The sequence below is a fragment of the Chryseobacterium antibioticum genome (genome assembly GCF_012927325.1).
Taxonomy (GTDB): Bacteria; Bacteroidota; Bacteroidia; order Flavobacteriales; family Weeksellaceae; genus Chryseobacterium; species Chryseobacterium antibioticum.
This window is the reverse complement of the sequence record NZ_JABBGI010000042.1, coordinates 1-22,959: the sequence shown is the minus strand read 5'-3', so window position 1 is coordinate 22,959 and position 22,959 is coordinate 1. Positions and strand designations below refer to the sequence as shown.

Here is a 22,959-nt window from a genome sequence, read left to right as displayed (position 1 = left end):
TAAAAATCAGTTTTCGTAAATAACATATTTACTGCGGATCTTTTCAAATTTCTCCAGATCATTTTTCCATGAAGCTTTGATTTCCTGAATTGATTTTCCGGCAATGATTTGTTTTCTGAATTCATCAGTTCCGGCCAGTTTATCAAAAAATAAATTCTCCAGGAAGAAATTCTGTTGTGGGTTCTTATAGCTTTTATAAGACTTTATCAGCCATTCCAGATTGAGTTCTCTTAAATCTTTTGAATAAGCAGAAAGATCTTCACCATAACATAGTTTTCCATTCAAAAATGGATCTTTTGCCCCAAAATTGGGTTTGGGTGTAAATTGATACGGAAGTTTTTCTGTCCATGGAGAACCATAGATCTGAAAAGGAAGACCGGTCCCTCTTCCCACTGAAACCTGCGTTCCTTCAAAAAAACATAAACTTGGATATAGATTGATCGATTTATCGTTGGGCAGATTCGGGGAAGGTTTATCTAAAATCGGATAACGCTGCTTTTTGTGGTAATTTTTCATAGGGATCAGGGTATATTTTGCCTGAACTCCATTTTTAAGCCACTTTTCACCGTTAACCATTTTACCGTACTCTCCTATCGTTAAACCATAGACTACGGGAACTTCATGCATTCCCACAAAACTTGACCATTTCTTTTTTAAAACCGGTCCGTCTGTGTAACCGTCATGTGGATTCGGGCGATCCAGCACCATTATTTCTACATTATTTTCCGCTCCGGCCTCCATTAAATAAGCTAAAGTTGAAATATAAGTATAGAACCTTACGCCTACATCCTGGATATCAAAAACAACGATATCAATTCCTTTTAACTGTTCAGGTTTTGGCTTTTTATTGTTTCCATATAAAGATATAATCGGGATACCTGTTTTTGTATCTACTCCGTTTTTCACTTTTTCACCAGCATCAGCATCTCCCCTGAAACCATGTTCAGGAGCAAAGATCGCCTTGATCTTAATGTTGTTTTTTACTAAAAAATCTACCACATAACTTTTATCACTCATCAGCCCGGTTTGGTTCGTTACCACACCGATTGTTTTATTTTTCAGCAAAGGCAGATAAAGTTCAGACTGGTCCGCACCGGTTTTGAAATCCTGTTGAATATGGCCCTGAGAATAATATTGATTGAATACACCTAAAAAAATTAGGCAAATAAGAAGTAAATTTTTAATTTTGAAATCTAAATTCATAAGCTTGAAATTTCCTTTATATTTCTCTAGAAAAATAGCGTTTTCCAAAGATAACAAAAATAACCTTTCAAGAGTTATCATCTTCATCGGCAGGCTTTCTGTTGCTTTGGGGATCATTGTTTCTTTGATTACAGTATCTACGGGCTTCGGTTCAAAGAAAGCCATCAAGGAGAGACTGGCAGATTTCAGCGGACACATTACCCTACGGTCTACAAGATCCAATTCCTCTTACAATACTTCCGTTCTTGACAATCAGGGCCTAAACATTCAAAAGATCAGGGAACTTCCGGATGTAGAAAGTGTACAGAAATATGCGACGGTAACCGGAATTATGCGTAATGAGCATAATTTTTCGGGAATTATATTTAAAGGAATCGGAAAAGATTTTGACAGTCTGAGATTCAAAAAATTCCTTGTTGCAGGAACCACTCCAAAAGTAACAGAGAAAGGTTTTAACAATGACGTGACTGTTTCTCAAAAAATAGCTAATGATCTCCATCTTAAAGTCAACGACAGCATCGTCACTATATTTTCCAAAGCAGACCAGAAACCGATATACCGTAAATTCAGAATCATAGGAATTTATAAAACTGATATTAAAATGATTGATGAACAGTTCGTGATCGGCGGAATCAATCATGTAAGAAAAATTCAGGAAATGAAACCGGACGAAATAGGTGGCATCGATATTTTTTTTAAAAATGTCAATGACATCGACAAAGATTTTCCGGAAATTGAAAAACTGATCGGCTACAAAAATTATGCTGAAAAAGCAACGGAAAAATTCCCGCAAATCAATGACTGGATCAGTATTTTTGACACAAATATTGCGCTGATCATCATTATCATGCTGATTGTTGTTGTCATCAATATTATTATGGTTCTTCTTATTCTGATCATTGAAAGAACTAATTCTATCGGACTTCTAAAAACGCTGGGAGCAAGTAACTCTCAAATAAGAGCTACTTTCATCAATTATACTTTGATCATCATGATTCCAGGACTACTGTATGGAAATGCAATTGGTCTTGGCCTGATTTTGCTGCAAAAATTATTTGGTATTATCAAGCTTAATCCGGAAAACTATTATGTAAGTACGGTTCCTGTGGATCTTAATCCAATAGCTATCATATCCATTTCAGTAGGAATTCTTATTATTTCCGGACTAGCCCTGATCATTCCGAGCTACCTGATCAGTAAGATCTCTCCGGTGAAGGCGATTAAGTATAACTAGGATTTAATGTGAAGGGTGAAGGGTCAATGATGGAAGACATTCATCAATTTTATTTAAGTTGAAAAAATTCACAATTCACTTTAGAAAATCAATAACGAACCGGGGCTACTAAATCCAATTCAATGGTTGTAATTAAAAATTCATCATTGGCGATTTACCATTCACATTTATAAATCATAATCTTTAAATTACGCAGCTAATTTTTAAAGCATTATCTTTGCACCGCTTATAAACCATTTATGAAATACGCAAAAAATATTCTTGAAACGATAGGGAATACGCCTCTTGTAAAACTTAACAAAGTATTGGGAGAAGACTTTCCTGCATTAGTTTTAGCAAAAGTAGAGACATTCAATCCTGGAAATTCTGTAAAGGACAGAATGGCTCTTAAAATGATAGAAGATGCCGAAAAAAACGGCAGATTAAAACCTGGAGGAACCATCATCGAAGGAACTTCCGGAAATACAGGGATGGGGCTGGCTCTTGCGGCCATCATCAAAGGCTACAAATGTATTTTTGTGACCAATTCCAAACAATCTAAGGAAAAATGTGACATTCTTCGTGCTGTAGGAGCAGAAGTTATTGTGTGTCCTACTGACGTGAAGCCTACGGATCCGCGTTCTTATTATTCAGTTTCTAAAAGACTGGCTAAGGAAACAGAAAACGGATGGTATGTGAACCAATATGACAACTTATCCAACAGAACGGCTCATTACGAGTCTACAGCGCCTGAAATCTGGGAACAGACAGACGGAAAGCTGACGCATTTTGTGGCTGGTGCCGGAACAGGAGGTACTGTTACAGGTTGTGGAACATTCTTCAAGGAAAAAAATCCAAATATCAAAGTAATCGGTGTGGATACCTACGGTTCTATTTTGAAGGAATTCCATGAGACAGGTGAACTTCATTACGATCATGCATATACGTACATTACAGAAGGAATCGGGGAAGATATTATTCCTGAGAACTACGATATGTCAGTAATCGATCATTTTGAAAAGGTAACCGATAAAGACGGTGCTATCTACGCCAGAAAACTGGCTAAAGAAGAAGGAATTTTCTGTGGATATTCTGCAGGAAGTGCCATTGCTTCTCTGATCCAGATGAAAGACCAGTTCACAAAAGATGATGTGATTGTGGTACTTCTTCATGACCATGGTTCAAGATATGTAGGAAAGATCTACAACGACGAGTGGATGAAGGAAATGGGTTGGTTAGATTAACCAAAAACTGAGAAGGTCAAATAACCTTTTATATAAATGAAAAATCAGAGCCGTTTTGCTCTGATTTTTTTATTGCTTGATATTTTTCTTTAATGCCTGCTTGAGAATTTCGTAGTCTGCTTTACTCATGGATTTTTTCGGGAACATATAGTTGAATTTCCCCTCTAAAGAAATAAATTTATCATTGACATCAAAATCTTTAAAATCTTCCCACTTACTCAATTCTTCCTGATGATTAAGATTAACATTAAAAATGTCACTGTTAAACCTGATCTCATAGATCTCAGAGTCTTCCAATGATTTCAAATACCTGTTAACCTCTTTTTTCCATCGGGAAACTTTGTTGATGCTTAAAGAAAGATAGACTGTACAAAGCAGAAACAAAAAGCTCACGAAATATAGAATCCCAAACTTTTCTTTGCTCAAATCATCTTTGAAAAAAAATAAAATCAACAGAATTAGCCCTACCACAGCAGTAGTCACGGTCTTGCCTTTGGTAGTCTGTGAAAAAAACAGACTCCCCTGGTTGCCACTGAAATAAATTTCTTCAAAATATTTTCTGTTTACATTTAATTTGATGACCTTATCTCCATTCATTTTCTATGAAATATTTAGTTTGTTTTTAAAGGTTACAAAACTAAATCAAATATCTTCATATTGATCACTTATTGCTGAAAGTTTATTCATCAGATCACGATTTTTCTGTTTTAGATCCTCCATTTTCCTAAGCATATCATTGATCACTTCCAAGCCGGGAAGATTGATTTCCAGATCGTAATGCCAATTGGTAAACCTTTCAAAAACAGACAGGTCGTCATACAATAAATAGCGAATTTCATTCTCAGTTTCTACAGTCAGTAAACCACCATCCACCAATTCATCAAAAAAAGTGATCTCTATATTGTAAATTTTTACGAGTTCTTCTCGCGATATTCTTTCACTCATGGCTTAGGCATTTTTAAGTTGTTCAAAAAGTTCTTTCTGCTTGTCTGTAAGATCTGTAGGCAATTTCACCTCATAAGTCACAAAAAGATCGCCAGACTGTCCTTCTTTTTTATACACTGGAAAGCCTTTTCCTTTCAGTCTTACCGTAGTTCCGTTCTGAGTTTCGGGTTTTACTTTAAGGTTGACACTTCCGTCGAGTGTATTTACTTTTACATCACCTCCCAAAAGAGCTATATAGAGGTCGATCGAAACTTTGGTTTTAAGATCATCCCCAACTCTTTCAAAATCGGGATCAACCGGAATATTGAATGTGATGTACAGATCTCCGTTTGGACCTCCGTTGAACCCGGGACTTCCGTGTCCTTTCAGTTTGATCTGCTGCCCGTCGTACACACCGGCAGGAATGGTAATTCTCACTTTCTTACCATTGATTTCGAAAGTTTGCGGATGGGTTTGTGCAGCGTCTTTTAAGTTTAAATTCAATTCAGCATGGACATCCTGGCCTTTGAACTTTCCCGAAGAACTTCCTCTTGAGTTTTTTTCAAAGCCGCCTCCGCCGCCTGCACCACCAAACATACTCTGGAAAAAATCTGAAAAATCTTCACCTTCTCCGAAGTCGGCACCGGAAAATCCGCCGCCACCATAGTTCTGTTGCTGGTATTGCCTTTGCTGTTGCTGCGCTTTTTCATACTCTTCACCATGTTTCCAGTTTTCCCCGTATTTGTCATACTTAGAACGATTTTCGGGATTACTGAGCACTTCATTGGCTTCATTTAGCTCTTTGAATTTTCTCTCCGCTTCTTTGTCATCGGGATTAAGATCAGGATGCAGTTTTCTGGCCTGTTTCCGGTAGGCCTTTTTGATGTCATCCTGTGTTGCGCTTTTATCTACGCCTAAAATTTTATAGTAATCTATATAAGCCATAGAATCGATATTTACTCAAATTTATGAAATTTGCACCTGTAAATTATATAAGAGAATGTTAAAAATAAACCTATCTTTGATAAAAAGCGTTGAATGAAAGAGGTACTGAAAAACTACTCGGGAATTATACTTTTACTATTAGGAATTGCTGTAGGAAGCATTATAGGAGTTACTGCTCCCGGTATTGTAGACTATATTAAACCATTAGGAGATATTTTCTTAAACCTTCTTTTTGTGAGTGTAGTCCCATTGGTATTTTTTGCTGTTTCCAACTCTATTGCTTCTCTGGAACAAGAGTCTAAGTTTGGGAAAATCATTTTAGTGATGTCTTTTACTTTTCTGTTCTTCATTTTAACGGCAGCGGTTTTTACGATTTGTGCCGTCTATGTATTTCCAGTTTCGGGAGTTTCCGGCAGTTCTGAAATGATTTCGGAAGCAGCCAGCGAAGACAGCTGGGGAAACAGAATTGTAAGTTTTTTTACGGTTGGAGAATTTACCCAACTTTTTTCTAGACAGAATATGCTGGCCCTTCTTATTTTCGCCTTTATGACTGGATTTGCAGCGCGTAAAGCCAGGGAAAAAGGACAGCCGTTCAGGGTTTTCATTGCTTCAGGATATGAGGTGATGAAAGAACTCCTTTTATTAATCATGAAACTTGCGCCTATTGGTCTTGGAGCCTATTTTGCCTATCAGGTGGCTACCTTAGGGCCGCAACTCTTTGGTTTCTATGCTAAACCTTTAGGACTTTATTATATTGCAGGAATTGTATATTTCTTCGTATTCTTTTCACTCTATGCTTTTATGGCAGACGGGCAAAATGGGATCAGAAGTTTCTGGAAAAATGCAGTTTACCCTACCCTAACTGCCTTGAGTACCTGCAGCAGCTTTGCAACAATGCCCGCTAATCTTCAGGCTGCTTCCAAGATTGGTATTCCGAATTCAATTGCCAACCTGGTTATTCCCATCGGAACCACATTGCATAAGAATGGATCTTCAATGTCTTCCATTATTAAAATATATGTCGCTTTTCTGATCATTGGAAAAGATTTTTTTGATCCGGCCAATTTACTACTGGCTTTAGGGATCACTGTTTTTGTGAGTATTGTCGCTGGCGGAATTCCAAATGGCGGATATATTGGTGAAATGCTGATGATTTCAGTCTATAAACTACCACAGGAAGCTATTCCAGCGGTCATGATCATCGGAACACTTGTGGATCCGTTGGCGACTGTTCTGAATGCTGTGGGAGATATTGTGGCGGCGATGTTTGTGAATCGGTTTGTGAAGGTCTGACTTTATTACTTCCCACAGATAACTCGGATTAAACAGATTTTATATTTATAATCTGAATTACTTACTCGCTGCGCTTTACCGGTTCCAGGTTTTCATATTCTTCTTTGGTGAAGAGTCTGTAATGGATTTTGAATGTTTTACCTAATGGAGTTTCCAGAGAAAAACCACCCGGGCCGAAACCATCTGTAATATCCAGTGTAAAATGAGAGTATTTCCAGTATTCGAATAAATCTCGGTCTATCCAGAATTCATGGCCATTAATGGTTCCAATCATGGCATCATTCATCCTGGGAAAGAATCCTCCTTTTTCAAAACATTGCGGCTGGGTACCTTCACAGCATCCTCCAGCCTGATAAAACATCAGGGCGCCATATTTATCCTCCAATTGATAAATAACGTCTAGTGCTTTTTCTGTTACTGATAATCTGGATATTGTGGCTTCCATTTTTTATGCTTTGATTAAAACTCAGAGGTACTAAGTTTGTTTCTATTAAGATACGAAGATTTAATTGATGAAACTTTTACTATCTGTTATTTTGTGTATTTTTTTATCGCAAGAGCGCAAAAGTTTTTTTAGCCGATTGTAAATTTTACTTAACCTACTAATTATAGATTTCCTTCTCACCTGAAACAGTTCAGATAAGGGAATTGTTTTCTCGCGTGAGGGATGGGAAGGGCGGCGAGGAACGAGCCGGTGCAGAATGAAATGGAGCACCGAAACGAAGTGAAGCCCTGGAACAGCCCGACCGTTTTGCCCCGGCAGAGCCGGGGCAAACGGGCACGCCCTAATATTAAAAATTAAAAGAAACCTAATTTGTTTTTGTTGTAGGAGATCAGCATATTTTTGGTCTGACGGTAATGGTCTAGCATCATTTTATGATTTTCTCTACCGATTCCAGACTGCTTATATCCTCCGAAAGGTGCTCCTGCCGGATAGGAATGGTACTGATTTACCCAAACTCTTCCTGCCTGAATCTGGCGTGGAACGTTATACAATTGGTGTGCATCTCTTGTCCAAACACCTGCACCAAGCCCATAGATCGTGTCATTGGCAATTTTTATCCCTTCTTCTTCGTCTTTGAAAGTCGTAAACGCCAGTACAGGCCCGAAGATCTCTTCCTGGAAAATTCTCATTCTGTTATTTCCTTTGAAAATAGTCGGCTGGATGTAGAACCCGTCCTCCAGGTTTTCTCCCACATTGTTTACCTCTCCGCCTACCAGAACCTCAGCGCCTTCTTCTTTCCCTAACTGAATGTAAGAAAGAATTTTATCTTTCTGGATCTGGGAAGCCTGAGCACCCATCATGACTGTTTTATCCAGCGGATTTCCTACTTTAATGGCTTTTACTCTTTCGATCACTTTTGCAATGAACGCATCTGCAATATCTTCCTGAACCAACAGTCTTGAAGGACATGTACAGATTTCTCCCTGATTAAGGGCGAAAAGGACCGCTCCTTCAATAGCTTTATCCAGAAACTCATCATCTGCATCCATTACCGAGCTGAAGAAAACGTTTGGAGATTTACCACCTAATTCCAGGGTTACAGGAATAATATTTTCTGTAGCATATTGCATCACAAGACGTCCTGTGGCCGTAGAACCTGTGAAGGCTGCCTTTGCTACTTTTGGATTGGTCACCAAAGCTCTTCCTAATTCTGCTCCGAAACCGTTCACAATATTAATCACGCCTGCAGGTAACAGATCCCCGATGATTTCCATTAAAACCAGGATGGAAACCGGAGTACTTTCTGCAGGTTTCAACACCACACAGTTTCCTGCTGCTAAGGCTGGAGCCAGCTTCCATACAGCCATCAATATTGGAAAATTCCAAGGGATGATTTGTGCGATTACGCCCAGCGGCTCGTGAACGATCAGGGATACCGTATCTTTATCCAGTTCATTGTGAGAACCTTCGTCTGCACGGATCACGGAAGCAAAATATCTGAAATGGTCTATCGCCAGTGGTAAATCGGCAGCTAAAGTTTCTCTAACCGCTTTTCCGTTGTCGATGGTTTCAACAATAGCCAAGTATTCAAGGTTCTGCTCTATTCTGTCTGCGATCTTGTTCAGGATAATGCTTCTTTCTGTAGATGACGTATTTTTCCAGGTTTGAAATGCTTTTTCTGCAGCATTCACAGCCAATTCCAGATCTTCTTTGGATGAATGGGCTACCTGGGTGAAATTTTTACCGTTAACAGGTGAAACTACATTGAAATACTGTCCGTTAACCGGAGGAGTAAACTTCCCGCCAATATAATTATCATATTTGTTTTTGAATTCAGGCCACTGAAAAGCAGTGTCTGATTTCGGTTCTGTAATAGTGCTCATATTAATGTAATTTTATTTTTTTCGTAAAGCCAAGTTACATTTACAAATGAACAAGCAATAGCACAATCGTACAAAAAAACATGAAAATAGTATAGATGTTCAATTTTATACTTTTATTAACAACAGCATAGGTCTAAAATTTATATATTTGAGTTATTGGGTTTTACAAAATGTTTAGAAATGAATAACAATAATAAATTTTTAATAAACTACCCCGGGGCAGAGCCCCGAAGTATTAAAAGTCAAAAAGTGTAAGTTGAGCCTCATGCACTTTTTGATATTCTTTTTCTTTTCCTTGATTTTCTATATATTTTTTAATGACATCTTTGTTTCCATATTGACCTACTGTGTTTGCGTAATAACCACTTGTCCAAAAATTTCCACCCCAAAGCTTAGCTTTAACTTCAGGAAAACGTTTGAAAATCTCTTTAGCTGTGATACTTTTTACTTTCATACAAATTTCACTAATTGACAAATTTGGAACACTTTGTATCAAAAAATGAACATGGTTATCTTCATAACCAATTTCTAAAAAATGAATTTCATAGCGATGAGACAATTCAATACATATTTCTTTCAAGCCAGTTCCAACTTCTTCACTTATAACCGAATTCCTGTATTTCACAGGAAAAACAATATGGTAAAGAAGTAAGGTTTTATTATGTCTTTTCAAAATATGATCGTCCATAAATCAAAGCTACATCTTTTTATTCTTTTGAAAAACCATCCGTTTTTCAAACTTTTCCTCTTTTCACCCCGAGGCAGAGCCTCGAGGAATTCTTTAGATTAAATACTCCTGAATTAAAGAAGGAGAGCCAGTTATTGAAACTTGTTGAGAACCAGACAAAATTCAGTCTAAACAACTGTGAATTTAATATTTATGAAACCCACAAAACTGCTTTCGGTGTCAGACTTCACTTTGAAAATATTGCTTTTACATCAATGCTGAGAGGCAAAAAGCATATGAAACTGGATAATAAAACGAATTATTTTGATTATTTTCCAGGGGAAAGTATTTTGGTTGCACCCGGTGAAACAATGGTAATCGACTTTCCTGAGGCAGATGAAGCTCCCACCCAATGTATTTCTTTAAGCCTTAATCCTGATTTCATAGAGGATTCCCTTAATTATCTAAACTACAATCTTCCCAAAGTGGACGAAACTTCACAGTGGAATATCCAGCTGGATGAGTTTTTCCTTTTTAACAACAAGTCTCTTGCCTCCGCTACCAACAACATCATGAGAATTGCCATGGATGATAATTCCCAAAAGGATATCATGGCAGATTTTGCCCTGAAAGAGCTGTTGATCAGACTTATGCAGACCCAAGCCAGAAGCATGGTGGAAAAGAATATTGCTAAAAATAAGTCAAGAATAGGATTCGCAGTAGATTATATCAGAAAAAACCTTCACCAAAAGCTGTCGATTGAAAGTATCGCCAAACTGGCTTATGTAAGCAAGTCGAATTTCTTTAAAATGTTTAAAGATGAGCTGGGAACTTCTCCCAATGATTTTATTCTGCAAGAAAGAATTAACAGAGCCAAGGAATTATTGGCGGGCCAGAACAGCATTAAGGAAACGGCCTATCAGACCGGTTTTTCGGATACGAATTATTTTACAAGAGTATTTAAGCAGCTGGTGGGCGTTACACCCAAAAGTTACCAGAACAAATCGCTTTTCTTAGAATAATTTAATTTAATACCTGGTGTAATGAGCGAATTGCTTTAATTTCATTTTAAAAATACCTATGAGACTGCTTGTTACCCTTATCATCATACTTTTTACGGCCAGTCAATATGAAGCTCAAACTCAGGAAAAGAAGTTTCAGATTTCATCAGCTTTAGAGCAAATCCCTTTGTGGGCTCATACAATGCCTGACGGAAATGGTCCTCAAGAAGCCGAAACAATAACGGCTAAAGGGTCTGTTACCCATGTTTCAAAACCACGACTGATCGTTCATCAACCTTCCCATCCAAACGGAACCGCTATTTTAGTGATTAGCGGTGGTGGCTATGCTCATATTGAACTGGGTAAAGAAAGTACACCTGCTGCCAATTGGCTTCAATCGAAAGGCGTGACGGCTTTTGAACTTATTTACAGGCTTTCTTCAGAAAACTGGACAAGTACCCATGTTCCTTTTGAAGATGCCCAGAGAGCCATGCGCATCATCCGGAGTCTTGCAAAGAAATACAGTATTGATGTTAACAAAACAGGAATCCTCGGATTTTCTGCCGGAGGACATTTGGCAGGCTATACAGCTGCACAACCTAATAAAAAATTCTACCAACCTGTTGACGCGATCGATTCTTTATCCGCCAGACCGGATTTTGCCGGATTAATCTATCCTGTTATTTCGATGCTTCCCCCGAATAACGATACGCATTCAAGAAAAAGTATCCTTGGAGAGCATCCCTCTCTTTCGGAGGAAACTGCATTTTCAGTAGAAAAACAGGTGAATTCAAATATGCCCGTCACTTTTTTAGCGCAGGCAATGGATGATCCTATTTCTTCTGTTGATAATAGTATCCTGCTGTATTCGGCTTTAAAACAAGTCAACGTCCGTGCGGAAATGCATCTTTTTCAAACTGGCGGACATGGATGGGGATTAGGAAAGAAGGACAGCCCTACAGCTGCCTGGCCAGAACTTTTTAAAACGTGGGTGAAGGATAATGGTTTCTGGAAATAAAAAACAGGATAAATATCTTTTTTGAGACGTTTATCCTGCTGATGTTTTTAATCCTGGTAATGATAATATCTGGCTCCTTTTAGAACAGGATTCTCCAATTCTATAGACTTCAATCCAAAGCCTTTGTAGTTTATATTGACTGAACTTTCGAGTTGCTTTCTATGCAGCTTTTCATAAGTTTCAAAATCAATGGCTGTTCTGTTTTTTAAATGGTCAAACAAATTCCATTTTGCAACAGCTGTTTTCCAGTTTTTGGATATTTTTCCGGCAAAAACTTTAGATTTTGAACCGCTTCCATATCCTAAAAAGCCGATTTCTCTGCCTTCCAGCTCTTCCCCTTCGTTAAAAGAAACCTGAATGGCAGACAATAGGTTTAAGGACGGCACATAATAGCCCGCAACCTCAATTTCAAAAGTCATACACTAAAATTATAAAATACGAATTTTAAAAATTATCAGCCACGAGCCTTCATTTTTCGATTAGTATTATTAAATTGCAAACACTCATGTATTCTACAGCTAAAAATATCATCAGAAAAATTCTTCCGCAAAAGTTTCTTTTTGAAAACGAACTGTTTTTCAGAAAAGCTCTTTATCCGTTTTACAAAGGAATTGATCACGAATGTACGATCTGCCATTCCAGGCTTAAACATTTTATAAAGCTGGAAAACGGAAATTTACTTTGTCCTGTTTGCGGCAGCTTACCCAGATCCCGGAGACTGTATACCATTCTGAATGAAAAATATTTGAAAGCCGGCATTTCGGTTTTGGATTTCTCCCCTTCCAGAGCTATTTTCAGAGCATTGAAAAACAGGAAGGATATCCATTATTTTCCAACGGATTATGAAGATGAGTTTTTAGCGGATTATCATTTTGACATCACAAAAATAGATTTGGAATCCGAGAGGTTTGATCTTATTCTGTGCTATCATATTCTTGAACATATTGAAAATGACACAACGGCAATGAATGAATTATACAGGGTCTTGAAAACAGGTGGAACTGCTTTAATTCAAACCCCTTTTAAAACCGGAGGTATCTATGAAAACTTTGAAATCAGGACTTCTGCAGAACGTCTGAAACATTTTGGTCAGGAAGATCATGTACGGATCTATTCTGTAGAGGGATTGGCAGAGCGACTGAAAAACGCTGGATTCCAAACGGAAATCAAAGTTTGTGAGAAAGACCATTACCCTGGTTTTTCCGATCAGGAAACCATCATTATCTGTAAGAAATAATTTAAAAATAAAAAAACGCACTTTAAAAAGTGCGTTTTTCGTATATAGTATAAAAATAGTTTATTTAAAATCTTCAATGGCTTTATTGATGGCAACAATCTGTTTGTTGATACTTTCCGCATTCTGAGGATTTTGTCTCAGTAGTTCCATTTTCTTACTTAAACCGTCTTTCAGCATCTGGGAAATCATCATTTTTACCTGAGGATTATCTCCCATCTGTCCTTTTGCATTACTGATTATTTTTGTAATGTTTTCCGTCGCTTTCAGATTATCAGAGCTCATGATCCAGTTATAACCCTCCTCTGCAGACTTTCCTAATTCTGGATTCTGGAATTTAATGAAGGGATAAAATGCAACAAGTGGGGTGATATTAGACATCTGTGAAGTCACTTTATTCTTTACAATGACTGGAAGAAGCTGGCTCAGCAATTCCTCTGAAGCACCTTCAAGATTGATCTTATCAGCCAGTGTATTGGCCTTTGTTGGATCTATTATTAAGACAGCATTTAATGAAGTCCCTTTTACAGCATTGGAAACAGCATTCACTCCTTTTTCAAACATAGGAAGATATTTCTTGTCCTTAGTTTTAGCCAATGCGGTAATGGCAGCAGCTTGAACCAATGTTTTCGGATCGTTAGATGCCAGCTTTTCAACATCAGCGCCTAAAGTTTTCATTTGTTCAGGATTTGAAAGGTCCATTAACTGAAGAGCCTTGATTCGTGTTCTGAAGTACGGATCTTTTAGGGCTGCAGCTAATAATTTTGTAGCAGCTGGATTTTTTCCTACCTGATCTTTTATCGCTGTTAAAGCTTTGTATCTGCTTTTAAATTCTTTGGAATTGGTAAACTGCATCAGGTTTTGCTCGGGAGTTTTTGTATCGGTAATATCCGCCAGTAAAATTCCGTCTGCATTGATATTGATCAAATCAGGGTTTTTAGAAACATCAAAATTGAATGTATTCTTAGCCTCTGCATTCACCCACACATTGTATCTTTTCGGCTTTCCGTTGTCGTATACATCAATTGCTAAAGGAAATTCGAACGGCTGCTCCTGAGTTTGATTGATGGTTAAAGCCACCTGCTTTTTCACGGGTTCAAAAGTAAATGAATAATTCAGCTTTGGATTTCCGCTTCCGAAATACCATTGGTTGAAGAACCAGTTCAGGTCTTTTCCAGAAACTTTTTCAAAAGATAATCTCAACTGATGAGCTTCTGCATTCTGGTATTCATTGGTTTTCAGGTAATCATTCATTCCGGCAAAGAAAGCATCATCTCCCAGATAGTTTCTCAGCATGTGAAGGATACCTCCCCCTTTCTGATAGGTCACAAGGTCAAAAACATCTTCGCGGGAGTCGTAATTGAATCTCACGAGATTTTTCTTGAAATCTGAAGGGTTGTGGATGTACATATTCACATCAGACATCTGGTGGTAGTCTGCCTGGTCTTTTCCATATTTATATTCGTTCCAAAGGTATTCGGAATAATTGGCAAAAGATTCATTCACGGTAAGATTGCTCCAGCTTTCCGCCGTTACAAGGTCTCCAAACCAGTGGTGGAATAATTCATGGGCAATGGTATCTTCCCATTTGTTCTCATCGATAAGCTGTCCCGGTTTTTGAAGAATGTCGCTTCCATGAAGAGTGGCCGTGGTATTTTCCATGGCACCACTCACATAATCTCTTCCTGAGATCTGTGCGTATTTTGCCCACGGATAATCATAGCCCATTTTCTTTGAGAAAAACTCGATCATTTCCGGTGTATTTCCGTAGATCTGTTTTGCGTAAGGTTCATATTCTTTCTCGATATAATAATCTACCGGAATATTTTTCCATTTGTCTTTCACAATAGCATATTCTCCCACGCCCATAAAGAACAGATAAGTCGCATGTCTTTTATCCATTACCCAGTGGTCGGTTCTTAAGCTTCCTTCCTTCTGGGAATCTTTTAAAATCCCGTTGGAAAGGGTTACATATTTATCAGGAACGGTCATATAGATTTCCTGGGTAGTCTTTTGATTGGGTTTATCGATGGTTGGGAACCACGCAGAAGAAGATTCTGTCTCGCCCTGTGTCCAGATCTGTGTTGGCATATCCGGATCCTGTCCCTGTGCATTGACGAAATAAAGTCCTTTGGCATCATTGATGGCCATGCTTCCTTTCTGTTTTACCTCATTAGGACGTGCGGTATACTTGATGTATACGGTGTATTCCTGATTTTTCTGATAGGTTTTATCCAGAGTGATCTTTAGGATTTCATCTTTATATTCATATTTCAGAGGTGATCTTTTTCCGTTGTTATCAAGAGCAACTTCGTGAATGAGCATTCCTTTTGCATCAAGCGTCAACTCATTGGTTGGATAGAAATAGGGAGAGGCCGTAAGCCATTCTTCTCCGCCCATCTGTTCTTTCTGATAATCGAAATTGACTTTAAGCTTGGTGTGCTTAAGTTCCGTTACTTTGGTATGTGTGGCTCTGTAAGCTTTTTCTCTTCCTGAAGTTTCGGTCTGTGCTGATACGTTTGCGGAAAAGAAAATCCCCAGTATAGCAATCGATAAAATCGCCTTTTTCATCTGTTACTTTATTATTTTTTAGAATTATTTTTTGTTATTATATCAAAGATATCGTTCACCAAAGTTTCGTAGTCACCCTTCTTGAGCTGTTCTTTGGTTTTGGCAAAAGCTTTTTTAAGTTCGCTTTCTGGGTTTTCATCATCAACGATTTCAACTGAGGCAACTCCTTTTAACTGAAGAACTGCATTTTGAAGTGCTTCAAGGTCTGCGTTTTGCTCTGTATTGATTTTTAAATATTTCATTTTATTGTTTCTTAAAGGTAAAATTATTGGCACCCTGCGAGAAATCCATTGTTCCTTTTTCAGTATTGAATTTCATTGTGATGCCTGCGGTTTCAAACTTAAATTCGCTTTCGGAGACTGCTTCCAGAGGAAATGCGCTCTGTCCTGTAGCCTGTCCCATCAGTTTTTTGTCCTCCGAAAATATTTTTACATCCAAAGGAAAGCCTTCTGCTTTATACAATCCTTCATATTTCCTCAGGAGTTCTTCTGAAACAGAATTTTCCTTAAAATTAGGCATTTTAAAGTCTTTACCAAGGGCTGTCTGGATCATTTTGACGGAAATATCATTATTATCGTAATCCGACTGGTTGGTCACAGCGCTAACTGCTATTTTCAGTTCCGGAAAATAATACAGTACTGATCGGAACTGATCAATTCCTCCGTTATGTTCATATCCGGAATATTTCTCAAAGGGTATCTTTGCAATTCCGTAGCCATAGTTATCTTTAAAACCTTTCATCTGTGCAAGGCTGTTTTTATTGACTAATTTTCCATTTTCGAGAGCAATGATCAACTTCAAAAGTTCGGTAGGAGTAGAAATAATATCCCCTGCACCAATCGGAATACTCATATCCGTTTCCTGTGAAAGTTGATAATTTCCGTTGGAATATTGATAGGAAAGCGCCTGATTTTTGGAAGGATCAATTTTTCCACCCACTTCGGTCAGCGTTAATTTTAAAGGTCCCGCAATTTTTTCCTTAATCAGCTGTGCGTAGCTTTTTTTGTAGATCTTTTCTAAAATAAAGCCAAGCAGAATATAGTTTGAATTGCTGTATTCATATTTTATTTCCGGAGAAAAGTCACTTTTATATTTTTTGATGATCGACAGCAAAGATTGTTCTGTCTGTGGTTTTGTATGATAGGTCCAGTATTCTGCTTCATTGGTCAGATTATGAATTCCGCTTCTATGTTGTAAAAGATTTCCGATGGTTATCTTATTTGCATTTTCTATTTCGGGATAGAATACGGAAAGCTTTGTATCAAGGGAAAGTTTTTTTTCTTCAACAGCCTTCATCACAAGTACTGCAGTAAATGTTTTGGAAATAGAGCCTATACGGTACTGGGTATTCATATTAGCTTTCTGCAGTTTTGCAACATCGGAAAACCCTGTTACCTTCAGGAAACTGGGCTGATCCTTTGCAGCGAAAGCAAAGCTTCCCATTACTTTATGGTGAACAGAGAGCGAATCCAGATAATCCATTAATTGCTGTCTGTTTCCATTTTGAGAAAATACCATACAGGAAACACTTGTGGCTGCAACGAAAAACAGTTTTTTCAGAATCATACTATTCATTTTACAATCAGTAGTAAAATAAGGGATTCTGTTACATAAAGTCTTATGGGAATATTAGTTGTAATCTTCGGAAGTGATTCCGTTATTTTCCAGCTGTGACCTGATTTGACCATCCTCTTTCCACAGACTGTCTTTTTTGATATAATTCAGAACCGCTTTTTTATTTTCTATATTATTAAAGGAAAGAAGCATTGATAAGTACTTTCTTTTATGACCACCATCAATAGAATCGTTTTTAATAAGCTTAAAAAGTTCCTCCTGTATAGGATCAGAATATTCCTTTTTGTGCCATGAATTAAGATAAAGTAATGCCGGAGTTCTGTGATTCTCAAAGGCCTGTTTTGCGATCTGCTTTTTCAGTCCATCGGAATAGGTTCTGTTTCTTAATGCTGTGGTAAGGATCAGTTCTGAAGAAGCTGGCATGAAAAGAAGCAGACTGTCAAGCTGTTTTAAATCTGAATCTGACTTAAGCTCTTCCCGCTTTAATTGGCAATAATAATTCAAGTAAACGGGTTCTGCAGGATGGTCATGGCTAAGAATACAGCCATTCTGAATATGCATCTTCCCTTTTTTGTTAAGAATCTTTTGAAAAACCGGAACGATAAACTGATTATTTTTCTCTGCAAGTCCAATAGCGGCATACACTGCCACTACATGATTCTTATTACTGATAAGCTCCAGGAGCTCCTGTTCCTAAGCTTTGTTATATAGTTTTTTGAAATTCCTGAAATTGGCCGGAGTTTCTACAGCTCCTTTTCCTCCCTGTCCTGTCTCATAGACATTTAAAAAGGAAATATCTTTAACTATTTTTCTTAAATGCTGAGGCACATTTAAGGTATCAAAAACGGCATCTTTCGTAAAGTCAAAATCATCAATCAACAGGTCTGACATGACCGGGGTCTTCTCTTCCTTTTTATTACAGCTGGAAAGAGAAATGATAAAAATGGCACAAAGAATTCCCAAAACTTTCATTAAATCGCTACAGGAGCCTTAATTCCCGGATGCGGATCATAATTTTCAAGGGTAAAATCTTCAAAGGTAAAATCGAAAATATCTTTGATCTCAGGATTCAGTTTCATCACCGGAAGCGGTCTTGGCTCTCTGGAAAGCTGTCTGTTCACCTGCTCAAAATGGTTGTTGTAAATATGAACATCCCCGAAACTGTGGACATAATCTCCAACGTCCAGATCACTTACCTGTGCTACCATCATGAGTAATAACGCATAACTTGCAATATTGAAGGGTACTCCCAGAAATACATCAGCGCTTCTTTGGTACAATTGCAGTGACAATTTTCCATCCGCTACATAAAACTGGAATAGTGCGTGACAAGGCGCAAGCGCCATATTAGGAATTTCGGCAGCATTCCAAGCAGACACGATCAACCTTCTGGAATCAGGATTTTTCTTGATCTGATCGATCACTTCCGTGATCTGATCTACAATTTTCCCATCAGCTCCCTGCCAGCTCCTCCACTGCGCTCCGTAAACGGGACCTAAATCGCCGTTTTCGTCCGCCCATTCATCCCAGATACTTACTCCATTGTCATTCAAATATTTAACATTGGTATCGCCTTTCAAAAACCAAAGCAGTTCATAGATAATAGATTTCAAATGTACTTTTTTGGTTGTCACCATAGGAAAACCTTTTGACAGATCATACCTCAGCTGGTACCCGAAAACACTTCTGGTTCCCGTTCCCGTTCTGTCGGTTTTATCTGTTCCATTGTCAAGAATATGCTGTAAAAGGTCTAAGTAGTTCTGCATTTTTAAAAGCGGGTTTTTATGGTTCAAATTTAGAAAAAACTAACCGATTTTGAGTTATCATAGATCATAAAAAAACAGTTGTGAAAATTATTTCCACAACTGTTTAAGGGTAGTATTCATTTGTTAAATCCCGCAGGATCCATTAAAAATCAGTGACTAATTTTTAATAATTTTCTGGGTAATTTTCTCTTTGCCGTTATCCAGTGAAAGGATATACACTCCCTGAAGCAATGATTCAACATTGATAGACTGGGATTTTGTTTCTCCGGACTGAACGACACTTCCACGGGCATCAACCACCTGATATCTGAATTCTGAACCAGATTGAGATTTAATTTTAATCACATCTTTTACCGGATTCGGATAAATGCTGATGGCTGCATGGCCTGCTGAAGATTCGGCAATCAATGAAGAAATAGAACCTGCAGAAGTTATTTGTAATGTGTAATCTTCAATCTGTCCGTAGTTGATTGTTCCACATGATGAAGAAGGTACTGCGTTGTATTTCATTATTACCCTCATTCTTGTATTCCCTGTAATCGCTGCAGACGGAATGGTAATACTTCCAGATACAGGAGAGGTTGTACCTGCTGTTTTTGTCCAAGCTAATTCTCCGCTATCAGTAAAGTCTCCGTCCCCATTAAAATCAACATAAACCGCATATCCCTCACTGTATTTTGTGGATGTCCAGAACGGTGTTATTGTAAGAGTATAGGAGTTTCCTTTGACAACGTTTCCAATAACGGAAGTAAAGTTTTCATATCCTGCTGTACCGGTTGATGTATTATTAATATCGGCAAATTTCACATTGCTGATGCGCTCATCAGCCGTGGAGCTTGACGAAGACGCGCAATAGGTAACTGTAGTTCCACCTGACTGTGTAGTAACACTCACAGCATTACTTGCTGCAGAAATATTTCCTGCTGCATCTTTTGCTTTAACCGTGAAGGTATAAGTGGTAGCCGGTGTCAATCCTGTTGCCGCATAAGTGGTAGAAGAAGTAGATCCCAGAAGGCTTGTTCCTCTGTAAACATCGTACCCTGTCACGGCTACGTTATCTGTAGATCCGCTCCATGAAAGGGTCGTTGAATTCTGTGTTGCAGCTGACGCAGATAACTGAGGTGCAGTAGGTGCCTGAGTATCTGTTGTAGGAGTTCCGGAATAGGCTGTTCCCAGACCTACCGCATAAAATGCATTCTGTGTTGCCTTATGTTCCGCTGAATCAGCACCGAAAAGATCTTTTGCGGATTGAATTCCATAGGTTAAGGCATTGTTATAATTAGAATTGGCCGTCAGATAAGAGGTCTCTAATCTGTAGACGATTTTAGCTGCTTTTTCAAATCCGATTCCTGCAACATTGAAGCTGTTTCCAATATCATTAGTTCCGGAACCTCCCGTTACCAGAAGATAGAACCAATAATTCAGCACACCGCTATTATAGTGAACGCCGCAATTATCATTAGTGTCCGGATTTGGAATACAGGTATTACTGGCATCTTTCCAATAGGTTCCTTTGTAGGTATCAGGTTGTTTGGACAGCCCTGTGTTAGGATTGCTCATAGATCTTAAATAATTAGGAGCTACCTTGGTAATATCCTCGCCAATTAAGAAGTTCTGCTTCTCTGGTGCGTAGGCATTTTCAACCACCGCTCCCCAAATGTCAGAAAGCCCCTCATTCAACGCTCCTGATTCTCTTTGGTAAACCAGATCGGCTGTTTCCTGACATATCGCATGTCCTAATTCGTGAGCGGTTACGTCAAATGCTCCAAGAGGCCTAAATGTGCTGGCCCCATCACCATACACCATGGCACTTCCTATCCAGGCTGCATTTTCCCATGAGCTTCGTACATGAACATAACTGTCGAGTACTGCCCCCTGATTGTCATAACTATTTCTATTGAATGTATCTTTGAAATAATCGTATGTTTTCTCTACTCCCCAATGAACATCCAGCGCTACATCATTCCCTGTTGATGAATGTTCTGCTGTTGTCCAGTTGTTGTCAGTATCGGTAATATTGTTTTTTGTAAGACTGGTATAGTTCGCATTATTGTTATTGTAAGTATTGACTCCTCCTCCTCTCGTATTGTCTTTTAATGCATATTTTCCACTAACAAGAGTAGTTTCAATTGATTTTGTTCCGCTGTATTTTGTTTGGGCGCTTCCGGCAACAAAAATTGAGGCGAAATCCTGTTTTAGCTGGTTTTCCGGTCCGGCAGGAGAAATACCACTCATTCCTTTTCCGTGAGAATGTTCTCCCGCATGCTTCATAATCTGGTCATTAAGCAATACAGCTCCGGATTTGGCATCTACATACACATGGGATCTCAGGAAAGGTTCAGCAGAAAAGATATCAAATTTGTAGGACAGTAAAAGTCTGTATTTACCATTTGCAGCCTCAACCGGTAATAGAACAAGCTCTCCTTTAGGCTGATAATTAATCTCTCTACCGTATTCTGTATTTGTCATTAAAACTTTGGCTCCGGTGTATTTCATGGCAGTGCTAAGTGCAGCAGATTCAGATACATCGGCCTGGGTATTCAGATCGTTGGTATCATAGGATTCCCCATTCATGCTTACCAGATTGCCTTTTACATAGTGTAGCATATAATTGGCAAATTCAACCTTAATCCCATTGTGATAAAGTTGATATTTTTCATCAGAAAAATCACTGAAGAGTTTTGCAGATTTAATCTTAACCATTGTAGATCCTGCAGGAAGGTTTAAAATCTCAGAAAAGAATTTTCCGTTGTCAGACAATGCAATGTCCCTCGCATTGGTTCCCGGTTTGAATGTAATCATTGATGAATGCCCCTCATCAATTCTTTGCTCAACATATCTTTGAGCGTGTAAGGCAATTCCGCTTACCAAAAGCGGAACAAAAACCATAAGTGTTAATTTGTTTTTCATAGACAATAATTATTTGGTGTGTATCCATCCAAATATAACAATTGAACCAATACAATTAACAGTTAAAATGAAAAATAATTACGAAATTCGTAGTTTTAAACACATATCATTAAAATATAATTAATTAAAAAACATAATTATAATAAAAAAAATTAACTAAAAAATTCCAAATACGGAATGAATAATCCCTCAAAACTTTGACATCAATTTAAATTTTTAACATCAGAATTTATTAACAATCAATCTTTAATTTCCTTTATTTCATTAAATTAACACGACTTTTTCACACCATTATCTCAAAAATTTTTCTAAATTCTTAACAATAATTGATTATCACATGAACAAAAATCAAAATATTCCGGCCAACATGAGATACTTTTAGTTCAATTTATTATTTGAACCTGATTCTTTACCAAATATTTATAATCTTTTGGTGAATATTATTTATAGTAAATTCTTCTTCAGATTTTTTACCTAACATTGCTTTTGCCAGCGGAGATTCTGCAGAAATAGCCATGACCTTCTGATTTCCGGACATAATTTCTCCTACAGATGCCGCAATATAAAAAGTGCCTTTATCGGTTTTAACGAGAGCTCCGTTCTGTACTTTATCCGAAGGTTCAGTTGATATTTTTTGAATCACTGAGAGCTGGTTTAAAGATTCATTAAGTTGTCGCTGGAGATTGTTAATTTCCTGCTGTAGCATTTCACGCCCGGTTTCATATTTATCTCCCATCGAACTTTTGGTATCGTTACTGGAGGCGCGGGTTTCTGCAATCAGGTGTTCAAAATTCCGGATTTTGTCCGTGATCTTTGTTTTTATGATATTTAATAATTCCTGTTTGTTCATGTCATGAAGTTTTCGTATAGATTTTTTTGATCAATCTAAGAGATGGTAAATATAATTCCGGCTAAGGCCGATTGCCAATATGCATAAAATAAGCGGGCTAAAGCCCAATGTCATTAAGTTATGGATTTAATACGTTGATTATCAGTTATTTTAATTGTTTTTTTGGTTTGTTTTTTGTATATTTAACAGTGAATCAAGCAGTTAAATCGAGAAGAAA

At 37.9% G+C, this 22,959-nt stretch carries 22 protein-coding genes; 6 read left to right on the top strand and 16 right to left on the bottom strand.

What is annotated here, in order from left to right:
• Nucleotides 1-6: 6 nt before the first annotated feature.
• Nucleotides 7-1,203: an exo-beta-N-acetylmuramidase NamZ family protein gene (locus HHL23_RS21175; RefSeq protein ID WP_169236728.1), complete on the bottom strand. Its 1,197-nt coding sequence runs from the start codon at nt 1,201-1,203 to the stop codon at nt 7-9.
• 4 nt (nt 1,204-1,207) lie between these two features.
• Between HHL23_RS21175 and HHL23_RS21170 the strand changes: the two genes are divergently transcribed.
• Both HHL23_RS21170 and HHL23_RS21165 read left to right on the top strand, forming a co-directional pair.
• A complete protein-coding gene (locus HHL23_RS21170) occupies nt 1,208-2,437 on the top strand; it encodes an ABC transporter permease (protein WP_169236727.1) in 1,230 nt (409 codons plus the stop codon).
• A 239-nt stretch (nt 2,438-2,676) separates the two neighbouring features.
• Entirely contained in the window at nt 2,677-3,660 is a 984-nt protein-coding gene (locus HHL23_RS21165; RefSeq protein WP_169236726.1) for a PLP-dependent cysteine synthase family protein, read from the top strand.
• A gap of 69 nt (nt 3,661-3,729) precedes the next feature.
• Here the strand turns inward: HHL23_RS21165 and HHL23_RS21160 are convergent, their stop codons facing one another.
• From HHL23_RS21160 to HHL23_RS21150, 3 genes are read right to left on the bottom strand one after another with little or no spacing between them, the layout of a single operon-like run.
• On the bottom strand, nt 3,730-4,257 hold the full coding sequence (locus HHL23_RS21160) for a hypothetical protein (RefSeq protein WP_169236725.1): 528 nt from the start codon (nt 4,255-4,257) through the stop codon (nt 3,730-3,732).
• A gap of 45 nt (nt 4,258-4,302) precedes the next feature.
• Nucleotides 4,303-4,605, bottom strand: a complete 303-nt coding sequence (locus HHL23_RS21155) for a chaperone modulator CbpM (protein WP_169236724.1) — start codon at nt 4,603-4,605, stop codon at nt 4,303-4,305.
• 3 nt (nt 4,606-4,608) lie between these two features.
• Complete coding sequence (locus HHL23_RS21150) at nt 4,609-5,529, bottom strand: DnaJ C-terminal domain-containing protein (protein ID WP_169236723.1); 921 nt, start codon at nt 5,527-5,529, stop codon at nt 4,609-4,611.
• Between the two features lie 93 nt (nt 5,530-5,622).
• Between HHL23_RS21150 and HHL23_RS21145 the strand changes: the two genes are divergently transcribed.
• A complete protein-coding gene (locus HHL23_RS21145; RefSeq protein WP_169236722.1) occupies nt 5,623-6,822 on the top strand; it encodes a dicarboxylate/amino acid:cation symporter in 1,200 nt (399 codons plus the stop codon).
• 61 nt (nt 6,823-6,883) lie between these two features.
• Here the strand turns inward: HHL23_RS21145 and HHL23_RS21140 are convergent, their stop codons facing one another.
• The 3 genes from HHL23_RS21140 to tnpA form a co-directional block, all read right to left on the bottom strand.
• Nucleotides 6,884-7,267 carry a DUF779 domain-containing protein gene (locus tag HHL23_RS21140; RefSeq protein WP_169236721.1) on the bottom strand — a complete coding sequence of 128 codons (384 nt, stop codon included), beginning with the start codon at nt 7,265-7,267 and terminating at the stop codon, nt 6,884-6,886.
• Between the two features lie 353 nt (nt 7,268-7,620).
• The gene (locus HHL23_RS21135) at nt 7,621-9,150 is read right to left on the bottom strand and encodes an aldehyde dehydrogenase family protein (protein WP_169236720.1); all 1,530 of its coding nucleotides are present in this window, start codon (nt 9,148-9,150) and stop codon (nt 7,621-7,623) included.
• 235 nt (nt 9,151-9,385) lie between these two features.
• Nucleotides 9,386-9,838: an IS200/IS605 family transposase gene (gene tnpA / locus HHL23_RS21130; RefSeq protein ID WP_169233696.1), complete on the bottom strand. Its 453-nt coding sequence runs from the start codon at nt 9,836-9,838 to the stop codon at nt 9,386-9,388.
• A gap of 134 nt (nt 9,839-9,972) precedes the next feature.
• On the opposite strand from tnpA, the gene HHL23_RS21125 reads away from it, so the two are divergent.
• Together HHL23_RS21125 and HHL23_RS21120 are read left to right on the top strand one after the other, a co-directional pair.
• Nucleotides 9,973-10,839 (top strand): AraC family transcriptional regulator, encoded by an 867-nt coding sequence (locus tag HHL23_RS21125; protein WP_169236719.1) that lies wholly within the window; start codon nt 9,973-9,975, stop codon nt 10,837-10,839.
• A gap of 58 nt (nt 10,840-10,897) precedes the next feature.
• The gene (locus HHL23_RS21120; RefSeq protein ID WP_169236718.1) at nt 10,898-11,836 is read left to right on the top strand and encodes an alpha/beta hydrolase; all 939 of its coding nucleotides are present in this window, start codon (nt 10,898-10,900) and stop codon (nt 11,834-11,836) included.
• Between the two features lie 47 nt (nt 11,837-11,883).
• Here HHL23_RS21120 and HHL23_RS21115 read toward each other — a convergent pair whose 3' ends face one another.
• Nucleotides 11,884-12,255 (bottom strand): hydroxymethylglutaryl-CoA synthase, encoded by a 372-nt coding sequence (locus HHL23_RS21115; protein ID WP_169236717.1) that lies wholly within the window; start codon nt 12,253-12,255, stop codon nt 11,884-11,886.
• 86 nt (nt 12,256-12,341) lie between these two features.
• Between HHL23_RS21115 and HHL23_RS21110 the strand changes: the two genes are divergently transcribed.
• A complete protein-coding gene (locus HHL23_RS21110) occupies nt 12,342-13,073 on the top strand; it encodes a class I SAM-dependent methyltransferase (protein WP_169236716.1) in 732 nt (243 codons plus the stop codon).
• Nucleotides 13,074-13,133: 60 nt separating this feature from the next.
• On the opposite strand, the gene HHL23_RS21105 is transcribed toward HHL23_RS21110, so the two are convergent.
• The 8 genes from HHL23_RS21105 to HHL23_RS21070 form a co-directional block, all read right to left on the bottom strand.
• Nucleotides 13,134-15,641 carry a M1 family metallopeptidase gene (locus HHL23_RS21105; RefSeq protein ID WP_169236715.1) on the bottom strand — a complete coding sequence of 836 codons (2,508 nt, stop codon included), beginning with the start codon at nt 15,639-15,641 and terminating at the stop codon, nt 13,134-13,136.
• 11 nt (nt 15,642-15,652) lie between these two features.
• Complete coding sequence (locus HHL23_RS21100; RefSeq protein WP_169236714.1) at nt 15,653-15,883, bottom strand: hypothetical protein; 231 nt, start codon at nt 15,881-15,883, stop codon at nt 15,653-15,655.
• A 1-nt stretch (nt 15,884) separates the two neighbouring features.
• Entirely contained in the window at nt 15,885-17,207 is a 1,323-nt protein-coding gene (locus HHL23_RS21095; protein WP_194306333.1) for a serine hydrolase domain-containing protein, read from the bottom strand.
• A gap of 63 nt (nt 17,208-17,270) precedes the next feature.
• Complete coding sequence (locus HHL23_RS21090; RefSeq protein ID WP_169236713.1) at nt 17,271-17,867, bottom strand: hypothetical protein; 597 nt, start codon at nt 17,865-17,867, stop codon at nt 17,271-17,273.
• 42 nt (nt 17,868-17,909) lie between these two features.
• Nucleotides 17,910-18,188, bottom strand: a complete 279-nt coding sequence (locus HHL23_RS21085) for a hypothetical protein (RefSeq protein WP_169236712.1) — start codon at nt 18,186-18,188, stop codon at nt 17,910-17,912.
• Entirely contained in the window at nt 18,188-18,982 is a 795-nt protein-coding gene (locus HHL23_RS21080; RefSeq protein WP_169236711.1) for a thymidylate synthase, read from the bottom strand. The genes HHL23_RS21085 and HHL23_RS21080 overlap by 1 nt, the downstream gene beginning before the upstream one ends.
• Nucleotides 18,983-19,138: 156 nt before the next feature.
• Entirely contained in the window at nt 19,139-21,892 is a 2,754-nt protein-coding gene (locus HHL23_RS21075) for a M4 family metallopeptidase (RefSeq protein ID WP_169236710.1), read from the bottom strand.
• A 409-nt stretch (nt 21,893-22,301) separates the two neighbouring features.
• Nucleotides 22,302-22,742, bottom strand: a complete 441-nt coding sequence (locus HHL23_RS21070) for a GreA/GreB family elongation factor (protein WP_169236709.1) — start codon at nt 22,740-22,742, stop codon at nt 22,302-22,304.
• Between the last annotated feature and the right edge of the window lie 217 nt (nt 22,743-22,959).

Excerpts from the sequence above, each read along its gene's own strand:
- HHL23_RS21175 (WP_169236728.1), bottom strand. The coding sequence starts at position 1,203 with ATGAATTTAGATTTCAAAATTAAAAATTTACTTCTTATTTGCCTAATT.
- HHL23_RS21165 (WP_169236726.1), top strand. The coding sequence starts at position 2,677 with ATGAAATACGCAAAAAATATTCTTGAAACGATAGGGAATACGCCTCTT.
- HHL23_RS21160 (WP_169236725.1), bottom strand. The coding sequence starts at position 4,257 with ATGAATGGAGATAAGGTCATCAAATTAAATGTAAACAGAAAATATTTT.
- HHL23_RS21155 (WP_169236724.1), bottom strand. The coding sequence starts at position 4,605 with ATGAGTGAAAGAATATCGCGAGAAGAACTCGTAAAAATTTACAATATA.
- HHL23_RS21150 (WP_169236723.1), bottom strand. The coding sequence starts at position 5,529 with ATGGCTTATATAGATTACTATAAAATTTTAGGCGTAGATAAAAGCGCA.
- HHL23_RS21145 (WP_169236722.1), top strand. The coding sequence starts at position 5,623 with ATGAAAGAGGTACTGAAAAACTACTCGGGAATTATACTTTTACTATTA.
- HHL23_RS21140 (WP_169236721.1), bottom strand. The coding sequence starts at position 7,267 with ATGGAAGCCACAATATCCAGATTATCAGTAACAGAAAAAGCACTAGAC.
- HHL23_RS21135 (WP_169236720.1), bottom strand. The coding sequence starts at position 9,150 with ATGAGCACTATTACAGAACCGAAATCAGACACTGCTTTTCAGTGGCCT.
- tnpA (WP_169233696.1), bottom strand. The coding sequence starts at position 9,838 with ATGGACGATCATATTTTGAAAAGACATAATAAAACCTTACTTCTTTAC.
- HHL23_RS21120 (WP_169236718.1), top strand. The coding sequence starts at position 10,898 with ATGAGACTGCTTGTTACCCTTATCATCATACTTTTTACGGCCAGTCAA.
- HHL23_RS21115 (WP_169236717.1), bottom strand. The coding sequence starts at position 12,255 with ATGACTTTTGAAATTGAGGTTGCGGGCTATTATGTGCCGTCCTTAAAC.
- HHL23_RS21110 (WP_169236716.1), top strand. The coding sequence starts at position 12,342 with ATGTATTCTACAGCTAAAAATATCATCAGAAAAATTCTTCCGCAAAAG.
- HHL23_RS21105 (WP_169236715.1), bottom strand. The coding sequence starts at position 15,641 with ATGAAAAAGGCGATTTTATCGATTGCTATACTGGGGATTTTCTTTTCC.
- HHL23_RS21100 (WP_169236714.1), bottom strand. The coding sequence starts at position 15,883 with ATGAAATATTTAAAAATCAATACAGAGCAAAACGCAGACCTTGAAGCA.
- HHL23_RS21095 (WP_194306333.1), bottom strand. The coding sequence starts at position 17,207 with ATGATTCTGAAAAAACTGTTTTTCGTTGCAGCCACAAGTGTTTCCTGT.
- HHL23_RS21085 (WP_169236712.1), bottom strand. The coding sequence starts at position 18,188 with ATGAAAGTTTTGGGAATTCTTTGTGCCATTTTTATCATTTCTCTTTCC.
- HHL23_RS21080 (WP_169236711.1), bottom strand. The coding sequence starts at position 18,982 with ATGCAGAACTACTTAGACCTTTTACAGCATATTCTTGACAATGGAACA.
- HHL23_RS21075 (WP_169236710.1), bottom strand. The coding sequence starts at position 21,892 with ATGAAAAACAAATTAACACTTATGGTTTTTGTTCCGCTTTTGGTAAGC.
- HHL23_RS21070 (WP_169236709.1), bottom strand. The coding sequence starts at position 22,742 with ATGAACAAACAGGAATTATTAAATATCATAAAAACAAAGATCACGGAC.